Below are 21,761 nucleotides of genomic sequence, written 5' to 3'. Positions count from 1 at the left end.
CGACGAAATCGCGCTGGCCTTCCGCGGAGGACGATCGGCGCGGGTTCTGGTGCTGCCTGCGTTGTTCGACGAAGCGAACAAGCTGCGCCGCTTCACGGTGGAGGTCATGCGATGCCTCGCCGACGACGGAATTGCCAGCGTGCTGGCCGATTTTCCCGGCTGCAACGAAAGCCGCCGACCGCTCGACACGCAGACGCTGGAAGGATGGCGGCACGCCGCGCTTGCGGCCGCCGGGCATTTCGAGGCGACCCATGTGCTCACCCTGCGTGGCGGGGCCTTGCTTGCCCCCACCGATATGCCTGGCTGGAACTACGCCCCGATTGCCGGGCGCCAGGTCCTGCGGCCGATGCTCCGCGCACGCACGCTTTCCGCGCGCGAGGCGGGGACCGAGGAGACGACCGGGGGCCTCGCACAACTGGGCCGCTCGGAAGGCATCGAGCTGGCCGGATGGTCGCTGGGCCGGGACCTTTTCCGCGAACTGGAAGCGGCCGACTTGCCGTCGCAATCCGCTCAGGTGCGGATCGAACAGGATGCCCTCGGGGGCAGCGGGCTGTGGCTGCGCGCGGAGCCGGGCGAATCGCGCGAACAGGCAGAAGCGCTTGCCGCCGCTGTCGGACAGGGGATGCAGGAAGCGTGAACCGGCTCCCCCTCACATTCGCCTGCGAAGATCAGACGCTGGCGGGAACGATCGACACCGCCCCCGCCTCGGTCGGGCTGCTGATCGTCAGCGGCGGCAACGAGATTCGCGCCGGCGCCTTTTCCGGCCAGGCCCGGCTCGCCGAAAGAATCGCCAGGGCGGGCTTTCCGGTGTTCCGTTTCGACCGGCGGGGCGTCGGCGACAGCGAGGGCAAGAATCGCGGGTTTCGCGCGAGCGCGAAGGATATCGCAGCGGCAATCGACGCATTCCGCGCCATGGCGCCCCAGATGAAACGGGTCGTCGCCTTCGGCAACTGCGATGCCGCCAGCGCCCTGATGCTGGCGAGCGGGGCCGGCTGCGACGCGCTCGTCCTGTCCAACCCGTGGACGATCGAGGACGAGCAGGACGACCTTCCCCCGTCCACCGCGATACGTTCGCGCTATCTCGAAAAGCTGAAAAATCCCGGAGAACTGGCCCGCCTCGTCACCGGTCGGGTCGATTTCCGCAAGCTGGCACGCGGCCTGGCCAGAGCCGCCCTGCCCCGATCCGGCCCGGGATCGCTGGCGCAAGAAATGGCGGCAGGGCTGGAACGGTTCGAAGGGCCGGTGCGCATCCTTCTGGCCGAAACCGACCGGACCGCGCAGGCATTCGCCGAAGCATGGGACCTCGCCGATTCGCGGATCGCCCGCTGCCCGGGGGCCAGCCACGCCTATGTCGAGCCCCATGCGCGCGACTGGCTGTTCGAACAACTGCTGGGGGCTTTGCGGGACAGCCGCGCCTAGCCCCGCTCCCGCACGAAAAGGCTCGCCAGTTCGACGTGGGTCGACCAGACGAACTGGCCCACCGGCTTGGCAGCTTCCAGACGGTATCCGGCGGCCACCAGCCGCGCAGCGTCGCGCGCCCAGCTCGCCGGATTGCAACTGACGTAGACGATCCGCGGCACCGTGCTTTCGGCCAGCCGCGCCACTTGCTCGCGCGCGCCGGCTCTCGGCGGGTCGAGCAGCACGGCGTCGAACCGGTTCAGCTCTTCGGGCTGGAGCGGGTTGCGGAAAAGGTCGCGGTGCATGGCATGGACCGCCCCGCCGGTGCGCGCGGCAGCCGACTTGCACGCCAGATGGGCATCGCGGGCGGCCTCGACCGCCAGGACCTTCGATTCGCGCGACAGGGCAAAGGCAAAAGTGCCGAGGCCGGAGAACAGGTCCGCGACGAAGCGCGCGCCCGACAGCCAGTCGCCGGCGATCTGCGTCAGGGCCTTCTCGCCATCCGCAGTCGCCTGCAGAAACCCGCCGCTGGGGAAACCGACCGGAACGCCGGCGGGCGAAACGGTGACCGGCTCCGGCTCCCACACCGGCTCCGGCCCGTATCCGTGATCGAGCGTCAGGCGGGCCAAGCCGTTCTGCTGCGCGAAAGCCAGCATCGCCTCGGTGGCGGCCAGTCCTTCCACCGCGAGCCCCGCTATCGCGCAGTCGACCCCCTGATCGGTCAGAGTCAGTTCGATCTTTGCCGATAGCCGCTCTTTCCGCGCCGCCAGCAATGTCCGCAGCGGCGGCACCAGCGCGAAGAGTTCCGGGCGGAGGATATGGCATTCGCGCATGTCCACGATCCGGTGCGAGCCTGCCTGCCGGAACCCGAGCAGCGGCTTACCCCCCGCGCTCGCCGCATGAAGCGTGCAACGCCGGCGGCTGCGCGGGGGCGAAAGGTGCGGCGCCAGCATTTCGCCGATGGCGACGCCCTGCCCCTGCGCGGCAAAGGCGACCCGCTCGCCGACGTAGCGCGCGATCGCCTGGCTATCGCAATGCTGAAGCTGGCACCCCCCGCACGTGCCGAAATGGCGGCACGGCGGCTGGGCCCGGTGCGGCCCCGGTTCCAGCGTGCCATCGGCTTGCAGCACATCGCCCGGGGCGGCGAAGGGCACATGGCGGCCATCGGCGGTCACGCCGTCGCCCTTGGCGGCGATACGCAGGATCTCGTTTGTCTCGGTCACAGGAAGCGCGCGTAGGCGGCTTTCACGGCTTTCGCCAGTTCGTCGGCGCTGAATGCCACCCCCGCGATCCGCGCGGCCTCGTGGTGCAGCCACACGGCCTGCTCGGCCGCGAGGAAAGCGCCGGCGCCCGTCGCCATGCGGCTTGCCGCCACGCCGGCAAGAACGTCGCCCGTGCCAGCGGCGGAAAGCCAGCTCGGGCCCGGCGGGAACAGATGCAGCCTGCCGTCGGGTGCGCACAGCAGCGTATCCGGCCCTTTGGCCAGGACCACGGCCCCGCTTTTGCGCGCCAGTTCCTGCGCCTTCGCGCGCTTGCTGCCGCCATCGACGCCGAAGAGACGGCACAGGCTTTCCAATTCCCCCTCGTGCGGGGTCAGCAGCGTCTCGCGCGCAAACCTGCGCGGCCCCGGCAAAATCAGCGCATCGGCATCGAGGACGAGCGGCGCGTCGGTGTCGAGAACCTGCTCCAGCCGCGCCTTCGCACCCTCGTCGCGGCCGAGGCCGGGGCCAGCAAGGATCGCCCCCAGACGCGCGTCGCCGAGCGCCTCGGCCAGCGGGCGCGCGTCGACGACCAGCGCAGCGGGAGCGGCGGGATGCGAATGGCCGGAGAAAAGCTTCACGTAGCCCGCGCCCGCGTGCATCGCGGCACGGGCCGAAAGCAGGCCCGCCCCGGGCATGGCCCCGCCGACCACACCGAGCAGGCCGCGCCGATACTTGTGCGCATCGGGCGCCGGAGGATCGAGCCGGGGGCGGGCGGAAAGACGCGCCGAACACGGCGGCGCGGTCACGCCGATATCGACCAGCCGCCGCACGCCCATCCGGGCGCAGGCGGGCATGGTCCAGTGCGCGAACTTCCACGCCCCCAGCGCCAGCGTCAGGTCGCAAGCGGGCAGGTCGGGGTTGAGCGGCATACCGGAATCGCTTTCGATCCCGCTCGGCAGGTCCACCGCGACCGCATGACGATGACCGGCCGCGAGTTCGGCCAGCAACCCGGCGAGTTCGGTCGACAGCGGCCGGGCAAGCCCGCTGCCGAACAGACAGTCCACCAGCACCGCTCCGCGCCGTCCGCTGGCCGTCCGCCCGATGGCTCCGCGATAGAGCGCGGATGCGTTCTGCGCTGCATCGGTTCCGGGCGCGATCGGCGCCACGACCGCAACATCCAGCCCGCGCCGATGCAGGACCTGCGCGATAACGTAGCCGTCGCCGCCGTTGTTGCCCGGTCCGCACAGGACCGTCACCGGCCGGCCGGCGGCAAGGCGCCAGACCCATTCGGCCGCCCCGCACCCTGCCCGCTGCATCAGCGTATCGACATCCGTGCCGGCATCGACCAGCGCCTGTTCCGCCGCCTGCATTTCGGCGACCGTCAGGACGGGATCACTCGCCGGCATCGGTTCCCTGAGAAGGCCGCGCGGCAAAGCGGTAGCGTTCGCCGGCAATCGCGACCTCCAGCACCTCGCCCGCCAGCGTCTGTTCGACCGGGTCGGCGCCATCGTAGGCAACCAGTCCGCGCCCTTCCGGCAACTGCGCGAACCGGCGGAAGCCGCCGTCGGCATGGCGCACCGTCAGCACGATCGTTCCGTCGATCTCGGCGCGTTCCACCAGGCAATCCGGCCCGAAGCCGGCCCCCGGGCCGATGGCGCATTCGATCGGCTGGGCGCCTTCATCCGCCTGCGCCTGCACCGGCGCATCGGCAGAGGAACAGGCGGCCGCAAGCGTCAGCACGGCCGCGGCACCGGCTCGGGACGGTCTCACTTGCGGACGAGCTGCGAAACGTCGCGCACCGCGCCGCGCGCGGCGCTGGTGGTCATCGCGGCATAAGCCTGCAGCGCGGTCGAAACCTGCCGCTTGCGCTTTTCCACCGGCTTCCATGCCCGATCTCCCCTTGCCTCCATCTCCGCTCGCCTCTCGGCCAGTTCGGATTCCGAGACGTCGAGATGGATCGTTCGTTTCGGAATGTCGATCACGATCCTGTCGCCTTCGCGCACCAGGCCGATTGCGCCGCCTTCGGCCGCCTCGGGCGAAGCATGGCCGATCGACAGGCCCGACGTGCCGCCGGAGAAGCGCCCGTCGGTCACCAGCGCGCAGGCTTTGCCCAGCCCCTTCGACTTGAGGTAGCTGGTGGGATAGAGCATTTCCTGCATGCCGGGGCCGCCCTTCGGCCCTTCGTAGCGGATGACCACGACATCGCCTTCGCGAACCTGGTCGGTCAGGATGGCCGTCACGGCCGCGTCCTGGCTTTCGTAGACTTTCGCCGGGCCGGAAAACGTCAGAATGCTTTCGTCGACCCCGGCGGTCTTCACGATGCAGCCATCTTCCGCCAGATTGCCGTAGAGAACCGCAAGCCCGCCATCCTGGCTGAAGGCATGTTCGGCCGAGCGGATCACCCCCTCGCGGCGATCGAGGTCGAGTTCGGCCCACCGCCGGTTCTGGCTGAATGCCGTCTGCGTCGGCACGCCACCGGGCGCGGCGCGGAAAAACTCCTGCACCGCCGGGCTGTTGGTGCGCGCGATATCCCATTCGTCGAGAGCATCGCGCAGTGTCGGGCTGTGAACGGTGGGCACCGCGGTGTTAAGCAAGCCCGCGCGATCGAGTTCGCCCAGGATCGCCATGATTCCGCCGGCCCGGTGAACGTCCTCCATATGCACGTCGTCCTTCGCCGGTGCGACCTTGGAAAGGCACGGGATATGGCGGCTGAGGCGGTCGATATCGGCCATCGTGAAGTCCAGCCCCGCCTCGTGCGCGGCGGCAAGCAGGTGCAGCACGGTATTGGTCGATCCGCCCATCGCGATATCGAGGCTCATGGCATTTTCGAAAGCCGACCGATCGGCGATCGTGCGCGGCAGGACGCTCGCATCGTCTTCCTCGTACCACCGGCGGCAGAGTTCGACGACAAGCCGCCCGGCGCGCAGGAACAGCGCCTTGCGGTCGGCGTGGGTGGCAAGGGTCGATCCGTTGCCCGGCAGCGAGAGACCGAGCGCCTCGGTCAGGCAGTTCATCGAATTGGCGGTGAACATGCCGCTGCACGATCCGCATGTGGGGCAGGCGGACCGCTCGATATCGAGAACTTCCTCGTCGGTCATGCGCTCGTCGGCGGCGGCGACCATCGCATCGACCAGATCGAGCGCGACTTCCTTGCCCTTGAGGACGACTTTGCCCGCTTCCATCGGTCCGCCGGAAACGAACACGACCGGAATGTTGATCCGCATCGCCGCCATCAGCATTCCCGGCGTGATCTTGTCGCAATTGGAAATGCAGACCATCGCGTCGGCGCAATGGGCGTTGACCATGTATTCGACGCTGTCGGCGATCAGATCGCGGCTGGGCAACGAATAGAGCATGCCGTCGTGGCCCATCGCGATCCCGTCGTCGACCGCGATCGTGTTGAACTCCTTGGCCACGCCGCCCGCAGCCTCGATCTCGCGCGCGACCATCTGGCCCAGGTCTTTCAGGTGGACGTGACCAGGCACGAACTGGGTGAAGGAATTGACCACGGCGATAATCGGCTTGCCGAAATCGTCGTCCTTCATGCCCGTTGCGCGCCACAGCCCGCGCGCGCCGGCCATGTTGCGGCCGTGGGTCGAAGTGCGGGAGCGGTAGGCAGGCATGGCGAGTTCCAGATGTTGCGCGTTCGAGGGGATTCCAACCCCTAAAGCATCGCACGGGCCGGTCGAAAGGGAAATTCTTTTGCCGGCAACAGCTCTCGCGTGCCGCTCGGGCACCCGTGAGCACTCCCCGAGCGCCGCCAGGGGCCCTTAAGCGTCCTTCAGCGCGTGCGCAGTGCGGCCGGCGACATCCGCGACGAGTGCCGCCCAGCGCGCCTGATCGGCCTCCCGCTCGATCATGTCCTGTCTGATCTCGATCGTCAGATAGGGTCTCCCGTGCGCCTCCGCATGGCGGTCCATCGTCGCGTTCAACTGCTTGCCCGAATAAGGCTGGTTGTCGCCGACCGTCAGCCCTTCTTCCGCGAACAGGCGGATCGCGTGGCGCGCGGCGCGATCGTCCCGGTTATAGAGCAGGGCGACTTCCCACGGCCGTTCCTCACCACCGCTTTCGAGCGCGGGGGTGAAGCTGTGGAGCGCAATGACAAGCTCGGGCTGCGCGGCGTCGAGCCACTCGGCCAGCGCAGCGTGGTAGGGGCGATGGAACAGCGCGAGACGCCGTTCGATATCGGCGCCGATGTTTCCCGGGATCAGGTGGCCGTCGCTCGTTTCGGGGACGACGGCAGGCGACTCCTCTTCACGATGGAGGTCGCATACCAGCCTGCTGACACACGCGAGATGGGCGGGGATCGCGTGCCGTCGCGCCATGCGTTCGGCGACGCCTTCGACACCGATGTCGACCGCGATATGCTTGTCCAGAAGCTCGGGCGCGATCCCCAGTTCGATGTCCGCGGGGACGCGGTTGGACGCATGATCGACCACGCAAACGATACCGCCCCGGGTCGGTTCGCCAACCCGGCGGAACGGAAGACTGTCGATCATCGCAGCGCACCTTTCATTTGCCACCAGCCGGGGTTTGCGGCGGCAATATCCGCAGCCGCCCGGTCACGCGCCTCGATCGTTTCGAACAAGGCGAAAGACGTCGCGCCCGAGCCGGACATGCGAGTCAGAAACCCGCCGCTGTCGGCCAGGGCGTTCCAGGCAGACAAGGCCTCTTCCACGCGGAGGCGTTCGAAAACGATCCGCTCGAGATCGTTGCCGTTGCTTTCGGCAATTTCGCGGGCGGTCGTGCCCGCCAGCGGCCCCGCGTCGGCTCCGTCCCAGGCGGCGAAAACCGGGCCGGTGGGGAGCGGCACCCGCGGATTGACCAGCAGAACCGGCGTTCCGGCCAGATCGTTTTCGACCGGCGACAACTCGGTGCCGGTCCCGCGCCCGATAGAGGCAACGCTCTCCACGCAAGCGGGAACGTCCGCGCCCAGGCTCGCCGCCCGTTCGCGCCAGTCCCCGGGCAGGCCATAGCGCTCGCGGATCAGGCGAAACACCGCCCCGGCATCGGCGGAGCCGCCGCCCAGTCCGGCAGCGACCGGCAGCCGCTTTTCGAGCGTGAGGGCAAGGCCGTCCGCGCGCGGCAGCTTGGCGAGCGCTTTCGCGGCGATATTGCCGAACGGATCGTCGAGCGCGCCGGCAAATTCGCCGGTGACGGTCAGGCTGTCCTGCGCCGCGGTGCGCGCCGTCAGCACATCGCCGGTATCGACGAAGGCGAACAGCGTCTCCAGCTCGTGATACCCGTCTTCCCGCCGCCGCCGGACATGCAGCGCCAGGTTGATCTTGGCGTAGGCGGTTTCGGTGATGCTCACGCAATTCCTGCCGTTTCCGTCGCCCCGGTTCGGATCCAGGGCGACGCGAGCGTTTGGCAAAGGTCCCCGTCACATATTCGGATAGTTCGGTCCGCCGCCGCCTTCGGGCGTGACCCATTCGATGTTCTGGTTCGGGTCCTTGATATCGCAGGTCTTGCAGTGGACGCAGTTCTGCGCGTTGATCACGAACTTGGGATCGCCTTCCTCGACATCGACCCATTCGTAGACCCCGGCGGGGCAATAGCGCGTCGAGGGGCCGCCATAGACGCCCAGCTCGCTTGCCTCCTGCAGCGCCATGTCCTTCACCTTCAGATGGCAGGGCTGGTCCTCTGCATGATTGGTGTAGGAATAGGATACCGAGGTCAGCCGATCGAACGTGATCTCGCCGTCGGGCTTGGGGTAATCGATCGGCCGGTGGAGGTCCGCCCGGTGGGTATGGGTATAGTCGGGATCGTGCTTCATCGTCACCGGCAGGCCGATGCCCAGCGTGCGCATCCACATGTCGATCCCGGCAATGACGGTGCCGACATCGCCGCCGAACTTCGCCACTGCGGGCTGGGCGTTCTTCACCTTCTTCAGCTCGTCGGCGATCCAGCTCGACCGCACGGCGGCATCGTAGTCGCCCAACTCGGTCTTCTCCGCGCCGCCGCCGATCGCGGCCGCGACGGCTTCTGCCGCCAGCATCCCGCTTTTCATCGCCGTATGGCTGCCCTTGATCCGGGGCACGTTGACGAAGCCCGCCGCGCAGCCGATCAGCGCGCCACCGGGGAAGGCCAGCTTCGGGACCGACTGCCAACCGCCCTCGTTGATCGCGCGCGCGCCATAGGCGACGCGCTTCCCGCCTTCGAGGTATTCGCGGATGGCCGGATGCAGTTTCCAGCGCTGGAATTCCTGGAACGGCGAGACGTAGGGGTTCTCGTAATCGAGCGCGGTGACGAAACCGAGCGCGACCTGCCCGCCCGCCTGATGGTAGAGGAAGCCGCCGCCCCAGGTGTCGCTTTCCGACAGGGGCCAGCCCTGCGTGTGGATCACGCGGCCCGGCACATGCTTGTCGGGATCGATGTCCCACAGCTCCTTGATGCCCAGGCCATAGACCTGCGGCTGACAGTCGGCCTCCAGATCGAAGCGCGCCTTGATCCGCTTGGTCAGGTTGCCGCGCGCACCCTCGGCAAACAGGGTATACTTAGCGTGGATTTCCATGCCGGGCTGGTAATCGGGCTTGTGGCTGCCGTCGGCGGCCACGCCCATGTCCTGCGTCACCACGCCCGCGACCGCGCCGCTATCGTCGAAGAGCACGTCGGCAGCGGGAAAGCCCGGGAAGACCATGACGCCGAGAGCTTCCGCCTGCTCGCCCAGCCAGCGGGTCATATTGCCCAGCGAACCGGTGTAGCAGCCGTCGTTCGACAGGAACGGCGGCATGAACAGGTGGGGGATGGCCCTCTTGCCGCCCCTCGACAGCACCCAGTGCCAGTTATCTGTCACCGGCACTTCCGCCATCGGGCAACCCTGGTCGCGCCATTCGGGCAGAAGTTCGTCGAGCGCCTTGGGATCGACCACCGCGCCGGAAAGAATATGCGCTCCGATCTCGGAGCCTTTTTCCAGTACGACCACCTCGAGCGCGTCGTTGATCTGCTTGAGGCGGATCGCTGCGGCGAGGCCGGCCGGCCCGCCGCCCACGATCACCACGTCGCACGGCATCGATTCGCGTTCGCTCATCCCAAATGATCCTTCGTCTCTTTGCTGCCCCGGGCTTGCATCATGCCTTGATTGCTGCGGCAGGGCAGGTCAAGACCGCAAGCCTGATGGCAGAACGCCCGCCCCTCCCGCTTTCCGGCCAGTTTGCCGCCGCGATCGACTGGTGGCGCGATGCCGGCGTCGATTGCGATTTCGCCGACGACGCTACGGCCTGGCTGGCTTCGCCGGAAGAGGCCGAGGCCCCGGCCGTTCCCGCGGTCGAGTCCCGGCCGGCAGAGCCGGTCCGCGAACGCGCACCCGCGGTTGAAGCGACCCCTCGGGTCGATGTGGACAAAAGCAGCTGGCCGGGCGACCTGGCGGCGTTCCGCGAGTGGTGGCTCACCGCCGACGTGCTCGATACCGGCGGCTCCTTTCCGCGCGTGCCGCCTGCCGGTCCTGCACAGGCCCGCCTGATGGTCGTTGTCAACCAGCCCGAGGAGGGAGATCGCGAACGGCTGCTTTCCGGCCCCGACGGCGCGCTGCTGCAAGGGTTCCTGCGCGCGGCGGGGTTGACACCCGAGACGGTCTACACCGCATCCCTGCTGCCTCGCCACGATGTCGCGCCGGACTGGGACGCCATTCGTGCCGCCGGCCTGGGCGAGCTTCTGATTCATCATGTCGGGCTGGTGAAACCGGGCAGAATCCTTTTTCTCGGGCGCAACATTCCGCCGCTTCTGGGGCACGATATGACGCAAGGCCCTGCAATTTTACGCAATATTAACCATGAAGGAACAAGCATTCCCGCGATGGGTGCCGGAGGGCTCGCGGATATGCGCCGATCGGCACGGCGGCGCGAGCGGTTCTGGCGATGCTGGCTCGATTGGACTTATGGCGAAACCTGACCCGACCCGATGGTTGACGCTGATAGCGGCCACTGCAGCGCTCTTCGCTTCCGCGGTCGTTGCGACGCCGGCGGCCGCCAACAGCAGTGCCGCCGAGTATTTCCGTTCGCGTGCCCTCAACAGCAATGTTCCCGAACTGCTCAGCCGCCCCGACCGCGAATACTACACGGACCTGTTCCAGGCGATTGATCGGCAGGACTGGTCGCGGGTGGAGGCCATGCTGGCAGAGCGCTCCGACGGCCCGCTGCACCAGGTGGCGAAAGCGGAATATTACCTGGCTGCAACCAGCCCGCGGGTGGAATTGCCCGCGATCCAGGCCTGGCTGGCAGAGGGCAGCCGCCTGCCGCATGCCGAGCAAATGGGCAATCTGGGGCTGAAGCGCGGCCTGATGTCGGCCCCCTATCTTCCGCAGCGGCAGAGCTTCGTCAGGCAGCCGTACGCCTCGAAACGGGTACGGCCCTCGACCGTCGACGACGGGACAATGCCGGCGGATGTGCGCCAGGCCATTCTCGACCGGATCAGCAACGACGACCCCGACGGCGCACGCCAGCTCCTCGACGGCGTCGATGCCCTGCTCAGCCCGCCCGCTCGCGCCGAATGGCGGCAGCGCGTGGCTTTCAGCTACTACATCGAGAACAACGATCCGGCCGCGCTCGCCATGGCGCAGACCGTGCGCGACGGCTCGGGCGCCTGGGTCGCGGAAGGCGACTGGGTGGCCGGACTGGCGGCATGGCGGTTGAACGATTGCGAGACCGCCGCCGACAGCTTCGAACGGGCAGCGCGCGGTTCCACCAACAACGAGCTGACGGCAGCCGCATTCTACTGGTCGAGCCGTGCATCGATCCGGTGCCGCCAGCCGGAGAAGGCAGCCGAGCGCTTGCGCGGTGCCGCACGGCTCGACGAGACGCTTTACGGCATGCTCGCCCGCGAGCAGCTCGGCCAGCATCTCCCGCAGAACCACGCGAGCGCGGATTTCGCAATGGAGGACTGGCGCAAGCTGCGCGAGATCGAGAACGTGCGTATCGCGGTGGCCCTGGCCGAGATCGGACGCGATCGTCTCGCCGACGAGGTTTTGCGGCACGAGGCGCAGATCGGCGACCCGGAAAACTACGACGAGCTGTCCCGGCTCGCGCGCGAAATGGGCCTGCCATCGACACAGTTGTGGATGGCGCACAATGCGCCGCGCGGTGCGCGGGCCGAACCGGCGCTGCGCTATCCCGCCCCGAAATGGCAGCCGGTGAACGGATGGCGCGTCGATCCCGCGCTCGCCTATGCCCATACATTGCAGGAATCGGTGTTTCGGGCCGATGCCGTCAGCCCGGCCGGCGCGCGCGGTCTGATGCAGATCATGCCCGCCGCTGCGATCGATCACCGCGCGAAACTGGGCGTTTCGGGCAATGCCAGCGATCTCGCCCGGCCCGAAATCAATCTCGCGTTCGGCCAGGAACACCTGCAGATGCTGCGCGATTCCGGCGCCACCGGCGGCCTGCTGCCGAAAGTGATGGCCGCTTACAACGCCGGCCTTTCGCCGGTCACCCGGTGGAACACCGAGATCCGCGACCAGGGCGATCCCCTGCTCTACATGGAAAGCATCCCCTATTGGGAAACGCGCGGCTATGTCGCGATCGTGATGCGCAATTACTGGATGTACGAGCGGCAGGCCGGCGGCGCTTCGGAAAGCCGGATCGCTCTGGCGCAGGGCATGTGGCCGACTTTCCCGGAGCTTTCGGGCGGCGGCGGCGTGCGCCTGACATCGCGCGACTGATGCCCATCGATTACGACCGCACCTTCACGCCGATCGGGATCGCAGTGCTGACGGTATCCGACAGCCGCACGGCAGCCGACGATACGTCGGGCGATATCCTCGCAGGCCGGATCGAAGGCGCCGGCCACAGGCTGGTCGAGCGGGCGATCGTTCGCGACGATAGCGATGCAATCGCGCATCGGCTGGAAGCCTGGATGGCCGATTCCCGGATCGACGCGATCGTCGCTACGGGCGGCACCGGGCTGACCGGCCGCGATGTCACCCCCGAAGCGCTCGAGAAAGTTCGCCGCGACCACGCCGGGCGCGACATTCCGGGTTTCGGCGAGTTGTTCCGCTGGCTCAGTTACAAATCCATCGGCACCAGCACGATCCAAAGCCGCGCCTGCGCCATCGTCGCCGCTGGGACCTATATCTTCGCCCTGCCCGGTTCCAACGGCGCGGTGAAGGACGGTTGGGACGGAATTCTCGCCGAACAGCTCGACAGCCGCAACCGCCCGTGCAACTTCGCGGAATTGATGCCGCGCCTGCGCGAAGTCTGATCGCGGGCACCCCTAGGGACGCTTTCATTGAGACGGCACCGGCCGCTTCAGCCTTGCTGAAAACCACTCCAGGCGCCGTCAATCGAAGACGCCCCACTGCCGTCTGACAGCGAGGCGTCTTCCGCGGCCGGTGGCAACCGCGCTGCGGCTGCAGGTGGGTGCAGCCGAAGATCGTCGGTGATCGTTCAGCGGCAGCGAGTGCTTCCGCGATCGATTTCGCGCCCAAGCAGAGCGCCGCCAGCCGCGCCCAGGATCGCACCGAGGGTGCGGTCGCCCCGGCCGGCAATCTCGTGACCCAAGAGGCCGCCCACGGCACCGCCGATCAGCAGACCGGTCGTGCCGTCGTCGCGACGGCAATAGTATCGCCCGTCGCGGCCGCGCCAGATACGCGCATCGCGGCTCACCCTGTCGTATCGGTCGCGGTCGTACCGATCGCGGTCGTAACGGCCACGATCGTACCGCCGATAATCGCGGTAGTCGCGGTCACGATAGCGGTCGCGATCGCGCCACTGGTTGTAACTGTCGGTTTCATAGGTCGCGCCGTGCACCGCCTGATAGGCTCGGGCCGGCTCGGCGGCCTGGGCCGGCATCGCCAGCGCAAGGCCCGGCGCCGCAATCGCAAGCGCGGCGAACTTCAGACTGATCCTGGTCATCGCTCGTTCCTCTCATCGTTTCGCCGGACACTCGGGGAAGGTCGTCCGCTCGATCCGTTCATAAATATCGAGCCCTCCATGAACGGATCGCAACGGACATTGCAGCAAGTTCATTTTGCGACGAGCCGAGTTCGCGCGGAGGCGGAATGATCGTTGCGCAGCTCCGGCGCGATGCCTAGATCACCTGCGAAATGAGCGGTGAGATCCCCCAAACCCGGCAATCGGGCCTCGCCGCCGGGCTTTCGGCCTACTTCATCTGGGGCTTTCTGCCGCTCTATCTGTTGCTCGTGCGCGAAGTGCCCGCGTTCGAATTCGTGGGCTGGCGAATCATCTGGACCCTGCCGATCTGCCTCGTGATCGTCGCGATCCGGCGGCAGGGGCGAGAGGTCCTGCGGGCGTTTGCCAACCCGCGCAGCCTTGCCACGCTGGCAGCAAGTTCGGTTCTCATCGGACTGAACTGGCTGGTATACGTCTGGGCGATCCAGCACGATTACCTCTATGCCGCCAGCCTGGGCTACTACATCAATCCGCTGATCAACGTGCTGCTGGGCACTTTCATTCTCGGCGAGAAGTTGAGCCGGCGCCAATGGCTCGCGGTGGCGATTGCCGCTGCGGGAGTCGCTCTTCTTCTCGGCGGCGCGCTGACCACGCTGTGGATCAGTCTTACGCTCGGTCTCAGCTTCGGAACTTACGGGTTGCTGCGCAAGCGTGTCGATGTCGGCGCATTGCCGGGGCTGACGATCGAATCGACATTGCTGCTCGTGCCGGCCGCGGCAATCGCCTTGTGGTACGCGGCCTCCCCGGCCGGGTCGGCATTCGCCCAATCGCCGGAGCTGAGCTTTACCATCGTCCTCGGCGGCGCGCTGACCGCCATCCCGCTGCTGCTGTTCGCGATTGCCGCGCGGCGGATGGATTACTCCACGATCGGCTTCCTGCAATTTCTGGCGCCGACGATCGTTTTCGTCCTCGGCCTCACCGTTTTCGATCAGCCGCTGCAGACGGTGCAGATCGCCTGCTTCGTGCTGATCTGGACGGCGATCGCAATTTTCGTCTGGGACATTCTTTCCCGTCGCAAAGCCGACAAGGTGCTGCAGGCCTGAAGATCAGGCGCGCATGGCCCAGCGCAGCCTCTCGCCCGCATGGAAGGGGACGATCGGCGTACCAAGCGCGTCGATCTCATCGGGCACCTGCATCCCGGTGCGTTCCAGCGTGATCCGTTCCTCGTTCAGCGGCAATCCGTAGAAGCGCGGGCCATGCTCGCTGGCGAAGCCTTCGAAATTTTCCAGCGCGCCCTCGTCTTCGAACACCTCGAGATAGCTTTCGAGCGCGAAGGGGGCGTTGAAGATGCCCGCGCAGCCGCAGGCGCTTTCCTTTGCATCGCGCGCATGGGGCGCGCTGTCGGTGCCGAGGAAAAATTTGGGGGAGCCCGAGGTCGCGGCCTCGCGCAGGGCAATGCGGTGCCGTTCGCGCTTCGCCACCGGCAGGCAATAGGCATGCGGCCGGATTCCACCGACCAGCATGGCATTGCGATTGATGTGGAGGTGCTGCGGCGTGATCGTCGCCGCCACGTTCTCGCCAGCCGAAACGACGAACTGGACTGCGTCTGCCGTCGTGATGTGTTCGAAGATCACCTTCAGCGCAGGCAGGCGGATAAGGAGGGGTTCCAGCACCCGATCGATAAAGACCTTTTCCCGGTCGAAGACGTCGATTTCGGCATCGGTCACCTCGCCATGGACGCACAGCGGCATCCCGATGGATGCCATCCGTTCCAGCGCGCTGCGGATATTCGCCACGTCGGTCACCCCGTGCGCGGAATTGGTCGTGGCGTTCGCCGGATAGAGCTTGGCCGCGGTAAACACCCCTTGCTCGAAGCCCCTGGCGAGTTCGTCGGGATCGGTATCGTCGGTCAGATAGCATGTCATCAGCGGGGCGAATGCCACCCCCTCGGGCACCGCAGCGAGAATGCGTTCGCGATAGGCGCTCGCGGCCTCCACCCCGGTGACGGGCGGCGCGAGATTGGGCATCACGATGGCCCGCGCAAACTGTCGTGCGGTATAAGGCGTAACCGCTTGCAGAAGGGCGCCGTCGCGCAAGTGCACGTGCCAGTCGTCGGGCCGGCGGATGGTCAGGGATTCGGGGGTCGCGTTCATGGGGGTTCCCTTAGGCCGGCAGCGCCCTATCTGTCACCCATGACCGCAACCCGCCTGTTCGATCGCGCCATAGTGCGCCTCTCCCCGCAAGACGATGCCGAGGACGTTGGCGCCTTCCTTCAGGGTTTGCTGACCAACGACGTGGCCGGGCCGCTGCCCGTTTATGCCGCCCTGCTGACGGCGCAGGGCAAGGCCCTGTTCGACGTGCTCGTCTGGCCCGGCGGCGAGCGCGACTTGCTGCTCGACTGCGAAGCCGAACGGGCCGAGGACCTCGTGAAGCGCCTGTCGCTCTATCGGCTGCGGCGCAAGATCGCGATCGGCATCGACGATGGCCTCGCGGTGCACTGGCGGCGGCAGATCGGCGATGGCGCCGCGTCCGATCCGCGCCTGGCGGACCTGGGGCAGCGCTGGATAGCGCCGGTTTCGCCCGACGACGCGCCGGCAGACGACGAATGGCGCGCCCACCGGCTGGCCCTCGGCGTCCCCGAGGGACAGGCCGAGCTGGGCGACGTGCTCTGGCTCGAAACCAATGCGATCGAACTGAACGGCGTCAGCTTCGACAAGGGGTGCTATGTCGGGCAGGAGAATACCGCGCGGATGAACTGGCGCCAGAAGGTCAATCGCCGCCTGCTGGTCGTGCCGCTCGACCGGTCGGAGGAAAAGCGGCGCCGCGCCGCCTATCCCGCGCTGGGCCTGGCCGTCGACCACTTGCGGGTCGATGCGATCGATCCCTCGCTTGCGCCCGACTGGATGGGGAGCGCGCTCAGTTCGGCTGACTCGCGGTCGCAATCGAATTGAGCAGCATCCGCTCCGCCCGGTCCCGCGCCGCGGTTTCGGGCAGCATCAGCGAACGAGACAGGGCGGAGCCGATCAGCGCGTCCCCCATCGCCATCAGGACCAGCGCCAGCGTGTCCTCGTGAACTCTCGCCACATCGCCGTGTGAGGTCGCTTCCTCGGGCGCGATTTCGTCGACCAGCTGATGAATCGTTTCCACGATCGGCGACAGCGCGTCTTCGTTGCCGGTCAGGATCATCCAGCTTGCCAGGGCCCCTGCGCCTTCCTTGTCGAACGCATCGAAAGCGAGGTCGACGACTTCGCGCGGAGAGCCGAGCCCGGCACGACTGGCGCGGACCGCGTCCTTGATGCTCTCGCACACGGTTTCCGCAAGATGCTTGGCAAGTTCCTTCTGCAGCCCCGCGGCTGAGCCGAAATGATGCAGCAGATTTGCGTGGGTTCGCCCGATCCGCCCCGCAACGGCCTTGAGCGTGACCGACTGCGGGCCGGTTTCGATCAAGAGCCGCCGTGCGGCCTCGAGCGCGGCCCGGCGGCTTTCTTCGGGGGTCAGGCGCTTGCGACTTGCCATGCGGTTCCTTGAACAATAAAATGCAGGTCCATGAACGCGGACCAAGCGAGCGGCCTAGAACGCCCCGACGCCGGCGGCAAGGTTCCGCGCACGTCGGGCAGCGCAACACCCGACGACCACGCCCTTAGCATTCGCGACCGCAAGTTCTGCCGCGACGGCCGGCCGGAACGGTGGTGGCATTCGGGCGATCCGGTGGCAACCGCCTGGTACAACTCGGTTTCCGCAAGCCTTCCCCGCGGCGAGAAGTTCTTCATCCAGGTGATGAAGTATTACGACGACAAGGTTCCGCCCCGCATGGCGGCCGAGCTTCGTGCCTTCACCCGCCAGGAATCGAATCACGCCCGCGAACACGTCGCATTCAACAATCTGGCCCAGAGTCACGGTTACGATATCGAGAGCATCGACAAGGGTATCGAGGAGATGCTCGCCCTGACGAGGGGGCGCCCGGCCGAATTCAATCTCGCGATTACCATCGCGCTCGAACATTTCGCCGCTGCGATCAGCCACTGCCTGCTGACCGATCCGCGCTATCTCGACGGGGTGGACCCGGAAATCGCCGAGATGTGGCGCTGGCATTCGATCGAGGAGATCGAGCACAAGGGCATCACTTACGACGTCTGGCTCCATGCCACACGCGAATGGTCGGCATGGAAACGCTATCGCGTGCGCGCCTTGCTCGCCTTGCTGATCACGCGGCGCTATTTCAACAATCGCGTGCGCGATGCGCTGGGTCTGCTGCGGCAGGACGGGATCACCGGCTTGCGCGCCAGGTGGCTGCTGTTCCGGCACCTGTGGATTGCGCCCGGCATGATGCGGCGGATGTTCTTCGACTGGGCCAAGATCCTGCTGCCCGGCTTCCACCCGTGGAAGCAGGACGATCGGGCGCTGATCCGCAAGTTCGACAGCCCCTATGCCGACGCGGTGATGCCGGCGGAGTAAGGCGGGGCGCCCACCTTGCCCCTGTCGAGCCCTTTCCCGAGAACCAACGAACGCCGGGCTTCAGACGATCGGACAAAGCGCCAGCGGCCCGAGCCCCCTGCCTGCGCGAGGATCCGCACTATTGACACATGTGTAAGCAGAAATTACTTACACATGTGTCAATAACTAGCGAGCTTCCCATGAACGCCCCTGCCCAAATCTCTCTCGAACGCTCTTCCGCACCGACGCCCGCCGACCTGACGATTACGGTCCGGGACGAGCGGTTCAATCGCGAGACCACGCCGCGCCGCTGGTGGGCCGGCGAGCCTTTCGGAACCGCCTGGCACAATGCCCTTTCCGCGACATTCCCCCGCGGGGAAGCCTTCTTCATCGAGGCGGTAAAGGCGCATCGCGCAGGCGCCGGCCCCAAACTCGACGCCGAAATCCGCGCCTTTGTGAAGCAGGAAATCAACCACACGCGCGAGCATATCGCGTTCAACAAGCTGGCCGAGAACGCGGGCTACGACATCAAGGCGATCGACAAGCGGGTGGAGGAGATGCTGGCCCTGACCAAAGGACGGCCGGAAATCCTCAATCTCGCCGCGACGATGGCGCTGGAGCACTATACGGCGATGATGGCGCACGAATTCCTCGCCAATCCCCGCCATTTTGCGGCGGCCGATGCGGAGGTCCGCGATATGTGGCGCTGGCACGCGGTCGAGGAAATCGAGCACAAGGGCGTGGCTTTCGACACCTGGAACCACGCCACCCGCGACTGGTCGAAATGGCGGCGATGGAAAGTCCGCAGTCTGATGATGCTGATCGTCACAGGCCGCTTTTTCAAGAATCGCTGGGAAGATTCGATGAACCTGCTCGCCCAGGACGGGATCACCGGCTGGAAAGCCCGCTGGGGCCTGTTCCGCTATCTCGTGGTCAGCCCCGGGGTGGTCCGCCGCATCTTTCCCGCCTGGCTCGCCTATTTCAGGCCCGGCTTCCACCCCTGGGATCACGACGATCGCGAACTGATCGGCCTCTACGAAGGCGATTTTGCGGACGCATTGCTGCCGACGGAGTAATCGCGGCGCCGAGCCCGAAGTGCCGAGCCCCAGCGAAGGATGGGGCCTCGGGCCACTGGCGCTCCGCCGGGCACAGGCTGTCAGGCGGAGCCCGGTGGCCCGAGTTCCCCGCCTCGCGGGGCTCATGTACGCCAGGAATCACGCGGCGCGCATCCCCGGTTCGCATTCGCCTTCGAGATCCAGCGCATATTCTGCGGCGAGCGCTTCGCCCCCGCGTCCGCAACTGTGCCGAAGGCGGACCGAACCGGTGCAGGCGAAGCCAAGCTTGCGCAGGACCCGGCCGGATGCCGGATTATCGAGAAAATGGCTCGCGACTATCCGCCGATGCCCCAGCATCCGCGCGATTTCGAGCACCGCCCGGCCGGCCTCGGTCGCATATCCGCGCCCCCAGTAAGGGCGCGCGATCCAGTAACCCAGTTCGGCCACCTCCCCGGCCGGATCGATCCCGACACAGCCGACCATGGCCGAATCGTCGGCACGAGCCACGACGAAGCGCGGGAAATGCGGAGGCACGGGGCGAGCGACGAATTCGCGCGCGTGATGCGGGCGGTAGGGCCAGGGTGCGCGCGCAAGATTGCGCACGACGCTTTCGTCGGCAATTCCGCCGAGGATTTCGCTCCAGTCCTCGGGCCACGGCGGTCTCAGGAGCAGTCTTTGGCTGCGATGGAACATCTGCGCTCTCTCCTCTTCGCCCCCGTCACGCCCGGTAAGGCGGATGCGTGACAATGGCATGGCGGCGAAAAACGATTTTCGCCGATATGAGAGGGAGATACGACAAGAGGGAGACGGGTGGCCCCATCTCCCTCTTCGTCTGCCGGCGGTTTGCCCCGGCTGGGACCGTCCCGTCTGGACGATCCCGTTATCGAATCGTCCGGTTACTCTGCGGCCTGCGCCAGCATGTCGACCGATACGTATTTGCGACCGAGCTTGCCGGTGTGGAATCGCACCACGCCTTCGGCGAGCGCAAACAGCGTGTGATCCTTGCCCATCCCGACATTGGCGCCGGGATAGAACTTGGTCCCGCGCTGACGCACGATAATGTTGCCCGGAATCACGCCCTGGCTGCCGAATTTCTTCACGCCAAGGCGACGGCCAGCCGAATCGCGACCGTTACGCGACGAACCGCCTGCTTTCTTATGTGCCATCGTTCGTGATCCTTACTTCTTGGCTTCGGTCTTGGCCGGAGCCTTCTTGGCCGGCGCCTTCTTCGTGGCGCCTTCCTTCTTCGGGGCGGCCTTCTTCGCCGCCGGCTTCTTCTCCGCGGTTTCGGTCGCGTCCGCAGGCGCGGCCTTCTTGGCCGGAGCAGCCTTCTTCGGCGTTTCCTTCGCCTCGTCCTTCTTCGGCGAAGCCTTCGCGTCGCCCACCGCAGTGATGCGCAGCAAGGTCAGCTGCTGGCGATGCCCGGCCTTGCGGCGATAGTTGTGGCGGCGGCGCTTCTTGAACACGACCACCTTCTCGCCCTTCGCCTGAGCAATGATCTCGGCCGAAACGGACACTTTCGATGCGTCGGCGATCTTCTCGCCCTCGCCTGCAAGCAGGACATCGCCCAGCGTCACCGTGTCGCCGGCTTCCCCGGCGAGCTTCTCGACCGCGATCTTGTCTCCGGCGGCAACCCGGTATTGCTTGCCGCCCGTGCGCACTACTGCGAACATGGTGCTAACTTCCAATCTCGTTGCTTGTGTCCCCGCCTTCGTGGAAGGAACGCGTCCGATGCGCCGCGCAGGGCGGCTCCCGGAAAGATGGGTGCCGTTAAGGGAACCGATGCCGCAAGTCAACGACGGATTCCGACAGGTGCCCGCCCGCACCCATCGTGTCTGGCGCGCGGCCGCCACCGTGCTAGAGCATGGACATGATGTCAGTCCATCTCCGTTTCGCACCCGTACTGCTTACCGTCCCGCTGGCGGCCTGTGCGACCGGCGCAGACAACTATCCGTCGCTCGCGATCCGCGATGCCGAACGCATCGGGGGCAGCCTCGCGGCGCCGCAGCCCGAAGCACCGCCCGCCCAGCCCGCCCCGCCCGGCGCGGACCTTCTCGCGCGCCTCGGGCAATTGCGGTCCGAAGCCGGCAGCGCGCACCAGGCGTTCCTGGCGGCCGTGCCCGGAACGCGGCAGGCGGTACGCGCCGCTCGAGGCGCAGCGGTGGAGAGCGACCGATATGCCAGCGCCCAGGTTGCGCTGGCCGACCTCGATTCGCATCGCAGTCGCGTGGCGATCGCGCTGGGCGATCTCGACCTTCTTTTCGCCGATGCCGTGCTCGCTTTCGAGCTGCAGGAGGCGATCGCCGATACGCGCGAAGACGTTACGGATATGATCGCACAGGAAGATGCCGTGCTGGAAGAGCTTCGCAGCGCGCTTTGATCTAGCGCCAGCGGGCGAGGTCGCGTCGATCCTCTGCACGCGGTTCGATCCAGTGCCAGCCGTCGGTGCGTTTCTCGCGCTTCCAAAGCCAGGCCGCGGACTTCAGGTGGTCCATGCAGTAATCGACCCCCTCGATGGCAGAGCGCCGGTGACGGGCGGCGGCCGCGACACAGACGATGGCTTCGCCGGGGGCGAGCCGGCCGACCCGGTGAAGCATGACCAGCCCCATCAGGTCGAAACGGGCAAAGGCTCTGTCGGCAAGCGCGTGGATGCCCGGCAGCGTCAGCGGTTCGTAATGTTGCAGTTCGAGAGCCTCGACTTCGCCATCGGCGCGGACCTGCCCGACGAAACTGCAGATCGCTCCGGCTTGCGGGCAGGCCGCGGCGAGGCGATCGGCCGGCTCCGCAGGATCGAAGGGGGCGTGAAGCAGGCGCAAGTCGCGCATTCG

At 66.9% G+C, this 21,761-nt stretch carries 24 protein-coding genes; 10 read left to right on the top strand and 14 right to left on the bottom strand.

The window, feature by feature from the left end; genetic code table 11:
* Positions 1-49 precede the first annotated feature (49 nt).
* A complete protein-coding gene (locus V5F89_RS08525) occupies positions 50-637 on the top strand; it encodes a hypothetical protein (RefSeq protein ID WP_338445231.1) in 588 nt (195 codons plus the stop codon).
* The gene (locus V5F89_RS08520) at positions 634-1,419 is read left to right on the top strand and encodes a hydrolase 1, exosortase A system-associated (RefSeq protein WP_338445230.1); all 786 of its coding nucleotides are present in this window, start codon (positions 634-636) and stop codon (positions 1,417-1,419) included. Before V5F89_RS08525 ends, V5F89_RS08520 begins: the two co-directional genes overlap by 4 nt.
* Here the strand turns inward: V5F89_RS08520 and V5F89_RS08515 are convergent.
* The 7 genes from V5F89_RS08515 to V5F89_RS08485 form a co-directional block, all read right to left on the bottom strand.
* Positions 1,416-2,621, bottom strand: coding sequence for a class I SAM-dependent RNA methyltransferase (locus tag V5F89_RS08515; RefSeq protein ID WP_338445229.1), 1,206 nt, complete (start codon positions 2,619-2,621; stop codon positions 1,416-1,418). The two genes, V5F89_RS08520 and V5F89_RS08515, sit on opposite strands and share 4 nt — an antisense overlap.
* Positions 2,618-4,006, bottom strand: coding sequence for an NAD(P)H-hydrate dehydratase (locus V5F89_RS08510; protein WP_338445228.1), 1,389 nt, complete (start codon positions 4,004-4,006; stop codon positions 2,618-2,620). Before V5F89_RS08510 ends, V5F89_RS08515 begins: the two co-directional genes overlap by 4 nt.
* On the bottom strand, positions 3,993-4,370 hold the full coding sequence (locus tag V5F89_RS08505; protein ID WP_338445227.1) for a hypothetical protein: 378 nt from the start codon (positions 4,368-4,370) through the stop codon (positions 3,993-3,995). Before V5F89_RS08505 ends, V5F89_RS08510 begins: the two co-directional genes overlap by 14 nt.
* Positions 4,367-6,223, bottom strand: a complete 1,857-nt coding sequence (gene ilvD, locus V5F89_RS08500) for a dihydroxy-acid dehydratase (protein WP_338445226.1) — start codon at positions 6,221-6,223, stop codon at positions 4,367-4,369. The genes V5F89_RS08505 and ilvD overlap by 4 nt, the downstream gene beginning before the upstream one ends.
* Before the next feature lie 147 nt (positions 6,224-6,370).
* Complete coding sequence (locus V5F89_RS08495) at positions 6,371-7,099, bottom strand: N-formylglutamate amidohydrolase (RefSeq protein WP_338445225.1); 729 nt, start codon at positions 7,097-7,099, stop codon at positions 6,371-6,373.
* A complete protein-coding gene (locus V5F89_RS08490) occupies positions 7,096-7,914 on the bottom strand; it encodes a 4-(cytidine 5'-diphospho)-2-C-methyl-D-erythritol kinase (protein ID WP_338445224.1) in 819 nt (272 codons plus the stop codon). Before V5F89_RS08490 ends, V5F89_RS08495 begins: the two co-directional genes overlap by 4 nt.
* A gap of 69 nt (positions 7,915-7,983) precedes the next feature.
* Positions 7,984-9,630, bottom strand: coding sequence for an electron transfer flavoprotein-ubiquinone oxidoreductase (locus tag V5F89_RS08485; protein ID WP_338445223.1), 1,647 nt, complete (start codon positions 9,628-9,630; stop codon positions 7,984-7,986).
* 86 nt (positions 9,631-9,716) lie between these two features.
* Here V5F89_RS08485 and V5F89_RS08480 point away from each other — a divergent pair, with 86 nt between their 5' ends.
* From V5F89_RS08480 to moaB, 3 genes are read left to right on the top strand one after another with little or no spacing between them, the layout of a single operon-like run.
* Positions 9,717-10,490, top strand: a complete 774-nt coding sequence (locus V5F89_RS08480; RefSeq protein ID WP_338445222.1) for a hypothetical protein — start codon at positions 9,717-9,719, stop codon at positions 10,488-10,490.
* Positions 10,477-12,255, top strand: coding sequence for a lytic transglycosylase domain-containing protein (locus V5F89_RS08475; protein ID WP_338445221.1), 1,779 nt, complete (start codon positions 10,477-10,479; stop codon positions 12,253-12,255). The genes V5F89_RS08480 and V5F89_RS08475 overlap by 14 nt, the downstream gene beginning before the upstream one ends.
* Positions 12,255-12,794: a molybdenum cofactor biosynthesis protein B gene (gene moaB, locus V5F89_RS08470; RefSeq protein ID WP_338445220.1), complete on the top strand. Its 540-nt coding sequence runs from the start codon at positions 12,255-12,257 to the stop codon at positions 12,792-12,794. The genes V5F89_RS08475 and moaB overlap by 1 nt, the downstream gene beginning before the upstream one ends.
* Positions 12,795-12,979: 185 nt before the next feature.
* On the opposite strand, the gene V5F89_RS08465 is transcribed toward moaB, so the two are convergent.
* Positions 12,980-13,447 (bottom strand): glycine zipper 2TM domain-containing protein, encoded by a 468-nt coding sequence (locus tag V5F89_RS08465; protein ID WP_338445219.1) that lies wholly within the window; start codon positions 13,445-13,447, stop codon positions 12,980-12,982.
* 191 nt (positions 13,448-13,638) lie between these two features.
* On the opposite strand from V5F89_RS08465, the gene rarD reads away from it, so the two are divergent.
* Positions 13,639-14,547 carry an EamA family transporter RarD gene (rarD, locus tag V5F89_RS08460; protein ID WP_338445218.1) on the top strand — a complete coding sequence of 303 codons (909 nt, stop codon included), beginning with the start codon at positions 13,639-13,641 and terminating at the stop codon, positions 14,545-14,547.
* Between the two features lie 3 nt (positions 14,548-14,550).
* On the opposite strand, the gene pyrC is transcribed toward rarD, so the two are convergent.
* Positions 14,551-15,597, bottom strand: a complete 1,047-nt coding sequence (pyrC, locus tag V5F89_RS08455) for a dihydroorotase (protein WP_338445217.1) — start codon at positions 15,595-15,597, stop codon at positions 14,551-14,553.
* A gap of 39 nt (positions 15,598-15,636) precedes the next feature.
* Between pyrC and V5F89_RS08450 the strand changes: the two genes are divergently transcribed.
* Complete coding sequence (locus V5F89_RS08450; protein ID WP_338445216.1) at positions 15,637-16,395, top strand: folate-binding protein; 759 nt, start codon at positions 15,637-15,639, stop codon at positions 16,393-16,395.
* Here the strand turns inward: V5F89_RS08450 and V5F89_RS08445 are convergent.
* Positions 16,361-16,960 carry a TetR/AcrR family transcriptional regulator gene (locus tag V5F89_RS08445; RefSeq protein ID WP_338445215.1) on the bottom strand — a complete coding sequence of 200 codons (600 nt, stop codon included), beginning with the start codon at positions 16,958-16,960 and terminating at the stop codon, positions 16,361-16,363. The genes V5F89_RS08450 and V5F89_RS08445 overlap by 35 nt on opposite strands.
* A 30-nt stretch (positions 16,961-16,990) precedes the next feature.
* Here V5F89_RS08445 and V5F89_RS08440 point away from each other — a divergent pair, with 30 nt between their 5' ends.
* A complete protein-coding gene (locus tag V5F89_RS08440) occupies positions 16,991-17,899 on the top strand; it encodes a metal-dependent hydrolase (protein ID WP_338445214.1) in 909 nt (302 codons plus the stop codon).
* Between the two features lie 179 nt (positions 17,900-18,078).
* Positions 18,079-18,954 carry a metal-dependent hydrolase gene (locus tag V5F89_RS08435; protein WP_338445213.1) on the top strand — a complete coding sequence of 292 codons (876 nt, stop codon included), beginning with the start codon at positions 18,079-18,081 and terminating at the stop codon, positions 18,952-18,954.
* A 138-nt stretch (positions 18,955-19,092) separates the two neighbouring features.
* On the opposite strand, the gene V5F89_RS08430 is transcribed toward V5F89_RS08435, so the two are convergent.
* The 3 genes from V5F89_RS08430 to rplU all read right to left on the bottom strand — a co-directional run bounded on the left by V5F89_RS08430 (position 19,093) and on the right by rplU (position 20,606).
* On the bottom strand, positions 19,093-19,626 hold the full coding sequence (locus V5F89_RS08430) for a GNAT family N-acetyltransferase (protein ID WP_338445212.1): 534 nt from the start codon (positions 19,624-19,626) through the stop codon (positions 19,093-19,095).
* A gap of 203 nt (positions 19,627-19,829) precedes the next feature.
* Positions 19,830-20,099 carry a 50S ribosomal protein L27 gene (gene rpmA, locus V5F89_RS08425; RefSeq protein ID WP_338445211.1) on the bottom strand — a complete coding sequence of 90 codons (270 nt, stop codon included), beginning with the start codon at positions 20,097-20,099 and terminating at the stop codon, positions 19,830-19,832.
* Between the two features lie 12 nt (positions 20,100-20,111).
* Positions 20,112-20,606, bottom strand: coding sequence for a 50S ribosomal protein L21 (gene rplU / locus V5F89_RS08420; RefSeq protein ID WP_338445210.1), 495 nt, complete (start codon positions 20,604-20,606; stop codon positions 20,112-20,114).
* Between the two features lie 197 nt (positions 20,607-20,803).
* Between rplU and V5F89_RS08415 the strand changes: the two genes are divergently transcribed.
* Entirely contained in the window at positions 20,804-21,313 is a 510-nt protein-coding gene (locus tag V5F89_RS08415; RefSeq protein ID WP_338445209.1) for a hypothetical protein, read from the top strand.
* Position 21,314: 1 nt separating this feature from the next.
* On the opposite strand, the gene V5F89_RS08410 is transcribed toward V5F89_RS08415, so the two are convergent.
* Positions 21,315-21,758: a molybdenum cofactor biosynthesis protein MoaE gene (locus V5F89_RS08410; protein WP_338445208.1), complete on the bottom strand. Its 444-nt coding sequence runs from the start codon at positions 21,756-21,758 to the stop codon at positions 21,315-21,317.
* Positions 21,759-21,761 lie beyond the last annotated feature (3 nt).

Source organism: Pelagerythrobacter marensis (genome assembly GCF_036700095.1).
GTDB lineage: Bacteria > Pseudomonadota > Alphaproteobacteria > Sphingomonadales > Sphingomonadaceae > Pelagerythrobacter > Pelagerythrobacter marensis_A.
The sequence above is the reverse complement of the archived record's forward strand: the minus strand, read 5'-3'. Positions and strand labels throughout refer to the sequence as shown.

Excerpts from the sequence above, each read along its gene's own strand:
- V5F89_RS08510 (WP_338445228.1), bottom strand. The coding sequence starts at position 4,006 with ATGCCGGCGAGTGATCCCGTCCTGACGGTCGCCGAAATGCAGGCGGCG.
- ilvD (WP_338445226.1), bottom strand. The coding sequence starts at position 6,223 with ATGCCTGCCTACCGCTCCCGCACTTCGACCCACGGCCGCAACATGGCC.
- V5F89_RS08495 (WP_338445225.1), bottom strand. The coding sequence starts at position 7,099 with ATGATCGACAGTCTTCCGTTCCGCCGGGTTGGCGAACCGACCCGGGGC.
- V5F89_RS08485 (WP_338445223.1), bottom strand. The coding sequence starts at position 9,630 with ATGAGCGAACGCGAATCGATGCCGTGCGACGTGGTGATCGTGGGCGGC.
- V5F89_RS08480 (WP_338445222.1), top strand. The coding sequence starts at position 9,717 with ATGGCAGAACGCCCGCCCCTCCCGCTTTCCGGCCAGTTTGCCGCCGCG.
- V5F89_RS08475 (WP_338445221.1), top strand. The coding sequence starts at position 10,477 with ATGGCGAAACCTGACCCGACCCGATGGTTGACGCTGATAGCGGCCACT.
- moaB (WP_338445220.1), top strand. The coding sequence starts at position 12,255 with ATGCCCATCGATTACGACCGCACCTTCACGCCGATCGGGATCGCAGTG.
- V5F89_RS08465 (WP_338445219.1), bottom strand. The coding sequence starts at position 13,447 with ATGACCAGGATCAGTCTGAAGTTCGCCGCGCTTGCGATTGCGGCGCCG.
- rarD (WP_338445218.1), top strand. The coding sequence starts at position 13,639 with ATGAGCGGTGAGATCCCCCAAACCCGGCAATCGGGCCTCGCCGCCGGG.
- pyrC (WP_338445217.1), bottom strand. The coding sequence starts at position 15,597 with ATGAACGCGACCCCCGAATCCCTGACCATCCGCCGGCCCGACGACTGG.
- V5F89_RS08450 (WP_338445216.1), top strand. The coding sequence starts at position 15,637 with ATGACCGCAACCCGCCTGTTCGATCGCGCCATAGTGCGCCTCTCCCCG.
- V5F89_RS08445 (WP_338445215.1), bottom strand. The coding sequence starts at position 16,960 with ATGGCAAGTCGCAAGCGCCTGACCCCCGAAGAAAGCCGCCGGGCCGCG.
- V5F89_RS08440 (WP_338445214.1), top strand. The coding sequence starts at position 16,991 with ATGAACGCGGACCAAGCGAGCGGCCTAGAACGCCCCGACGCCGGCGGC.
- V5F89_RS08435 (WP_338445213.1), top strand. The coding sequence starts at position 18,079 with ATGAACGCCCCTGCCCAAATCTCTCTCGAACGCTCTTCCGCACCGACG.
- V5F89_RS08430 (WP_338445212.1), bottom strand. The coding sequence starts at position 19,626 with ATGTTCCATCGCAGCCAAAGACTGCTCCTGAGACCGCCGTGGCCCGAG.
- rpmA (WP_338445211.1), bottom strand. The coding sequence starts at position 20,099 with ATGGCACATAAGAAAGCAGGCGGTTCGTCGCGTAACGGTCGCGATTCG.
- rplU (WP_338445210.1), bottom strand. The coding sequence starts at position 20,606 with ATGTTCGCAGTAGTGCGCACGGGCGGCAAGCAATACCGGGTTGCCGCC.
- V5F89_RS08415 (WP_338445209.1), top strand. The coding sequence starts at position 20,804 with ATGATGTCAGTCCATCTCCGTTTCGCACCCGTACTGCTTACCGTCCCG.
- V5F89_RS08410 (WP_338445208.1), bottom strand. The coding sequence starts at position 21,758 with ATGCGCGACTTGCGCCTGCTTCACGCCCCCTTCGATCCTGCGGAGCCG.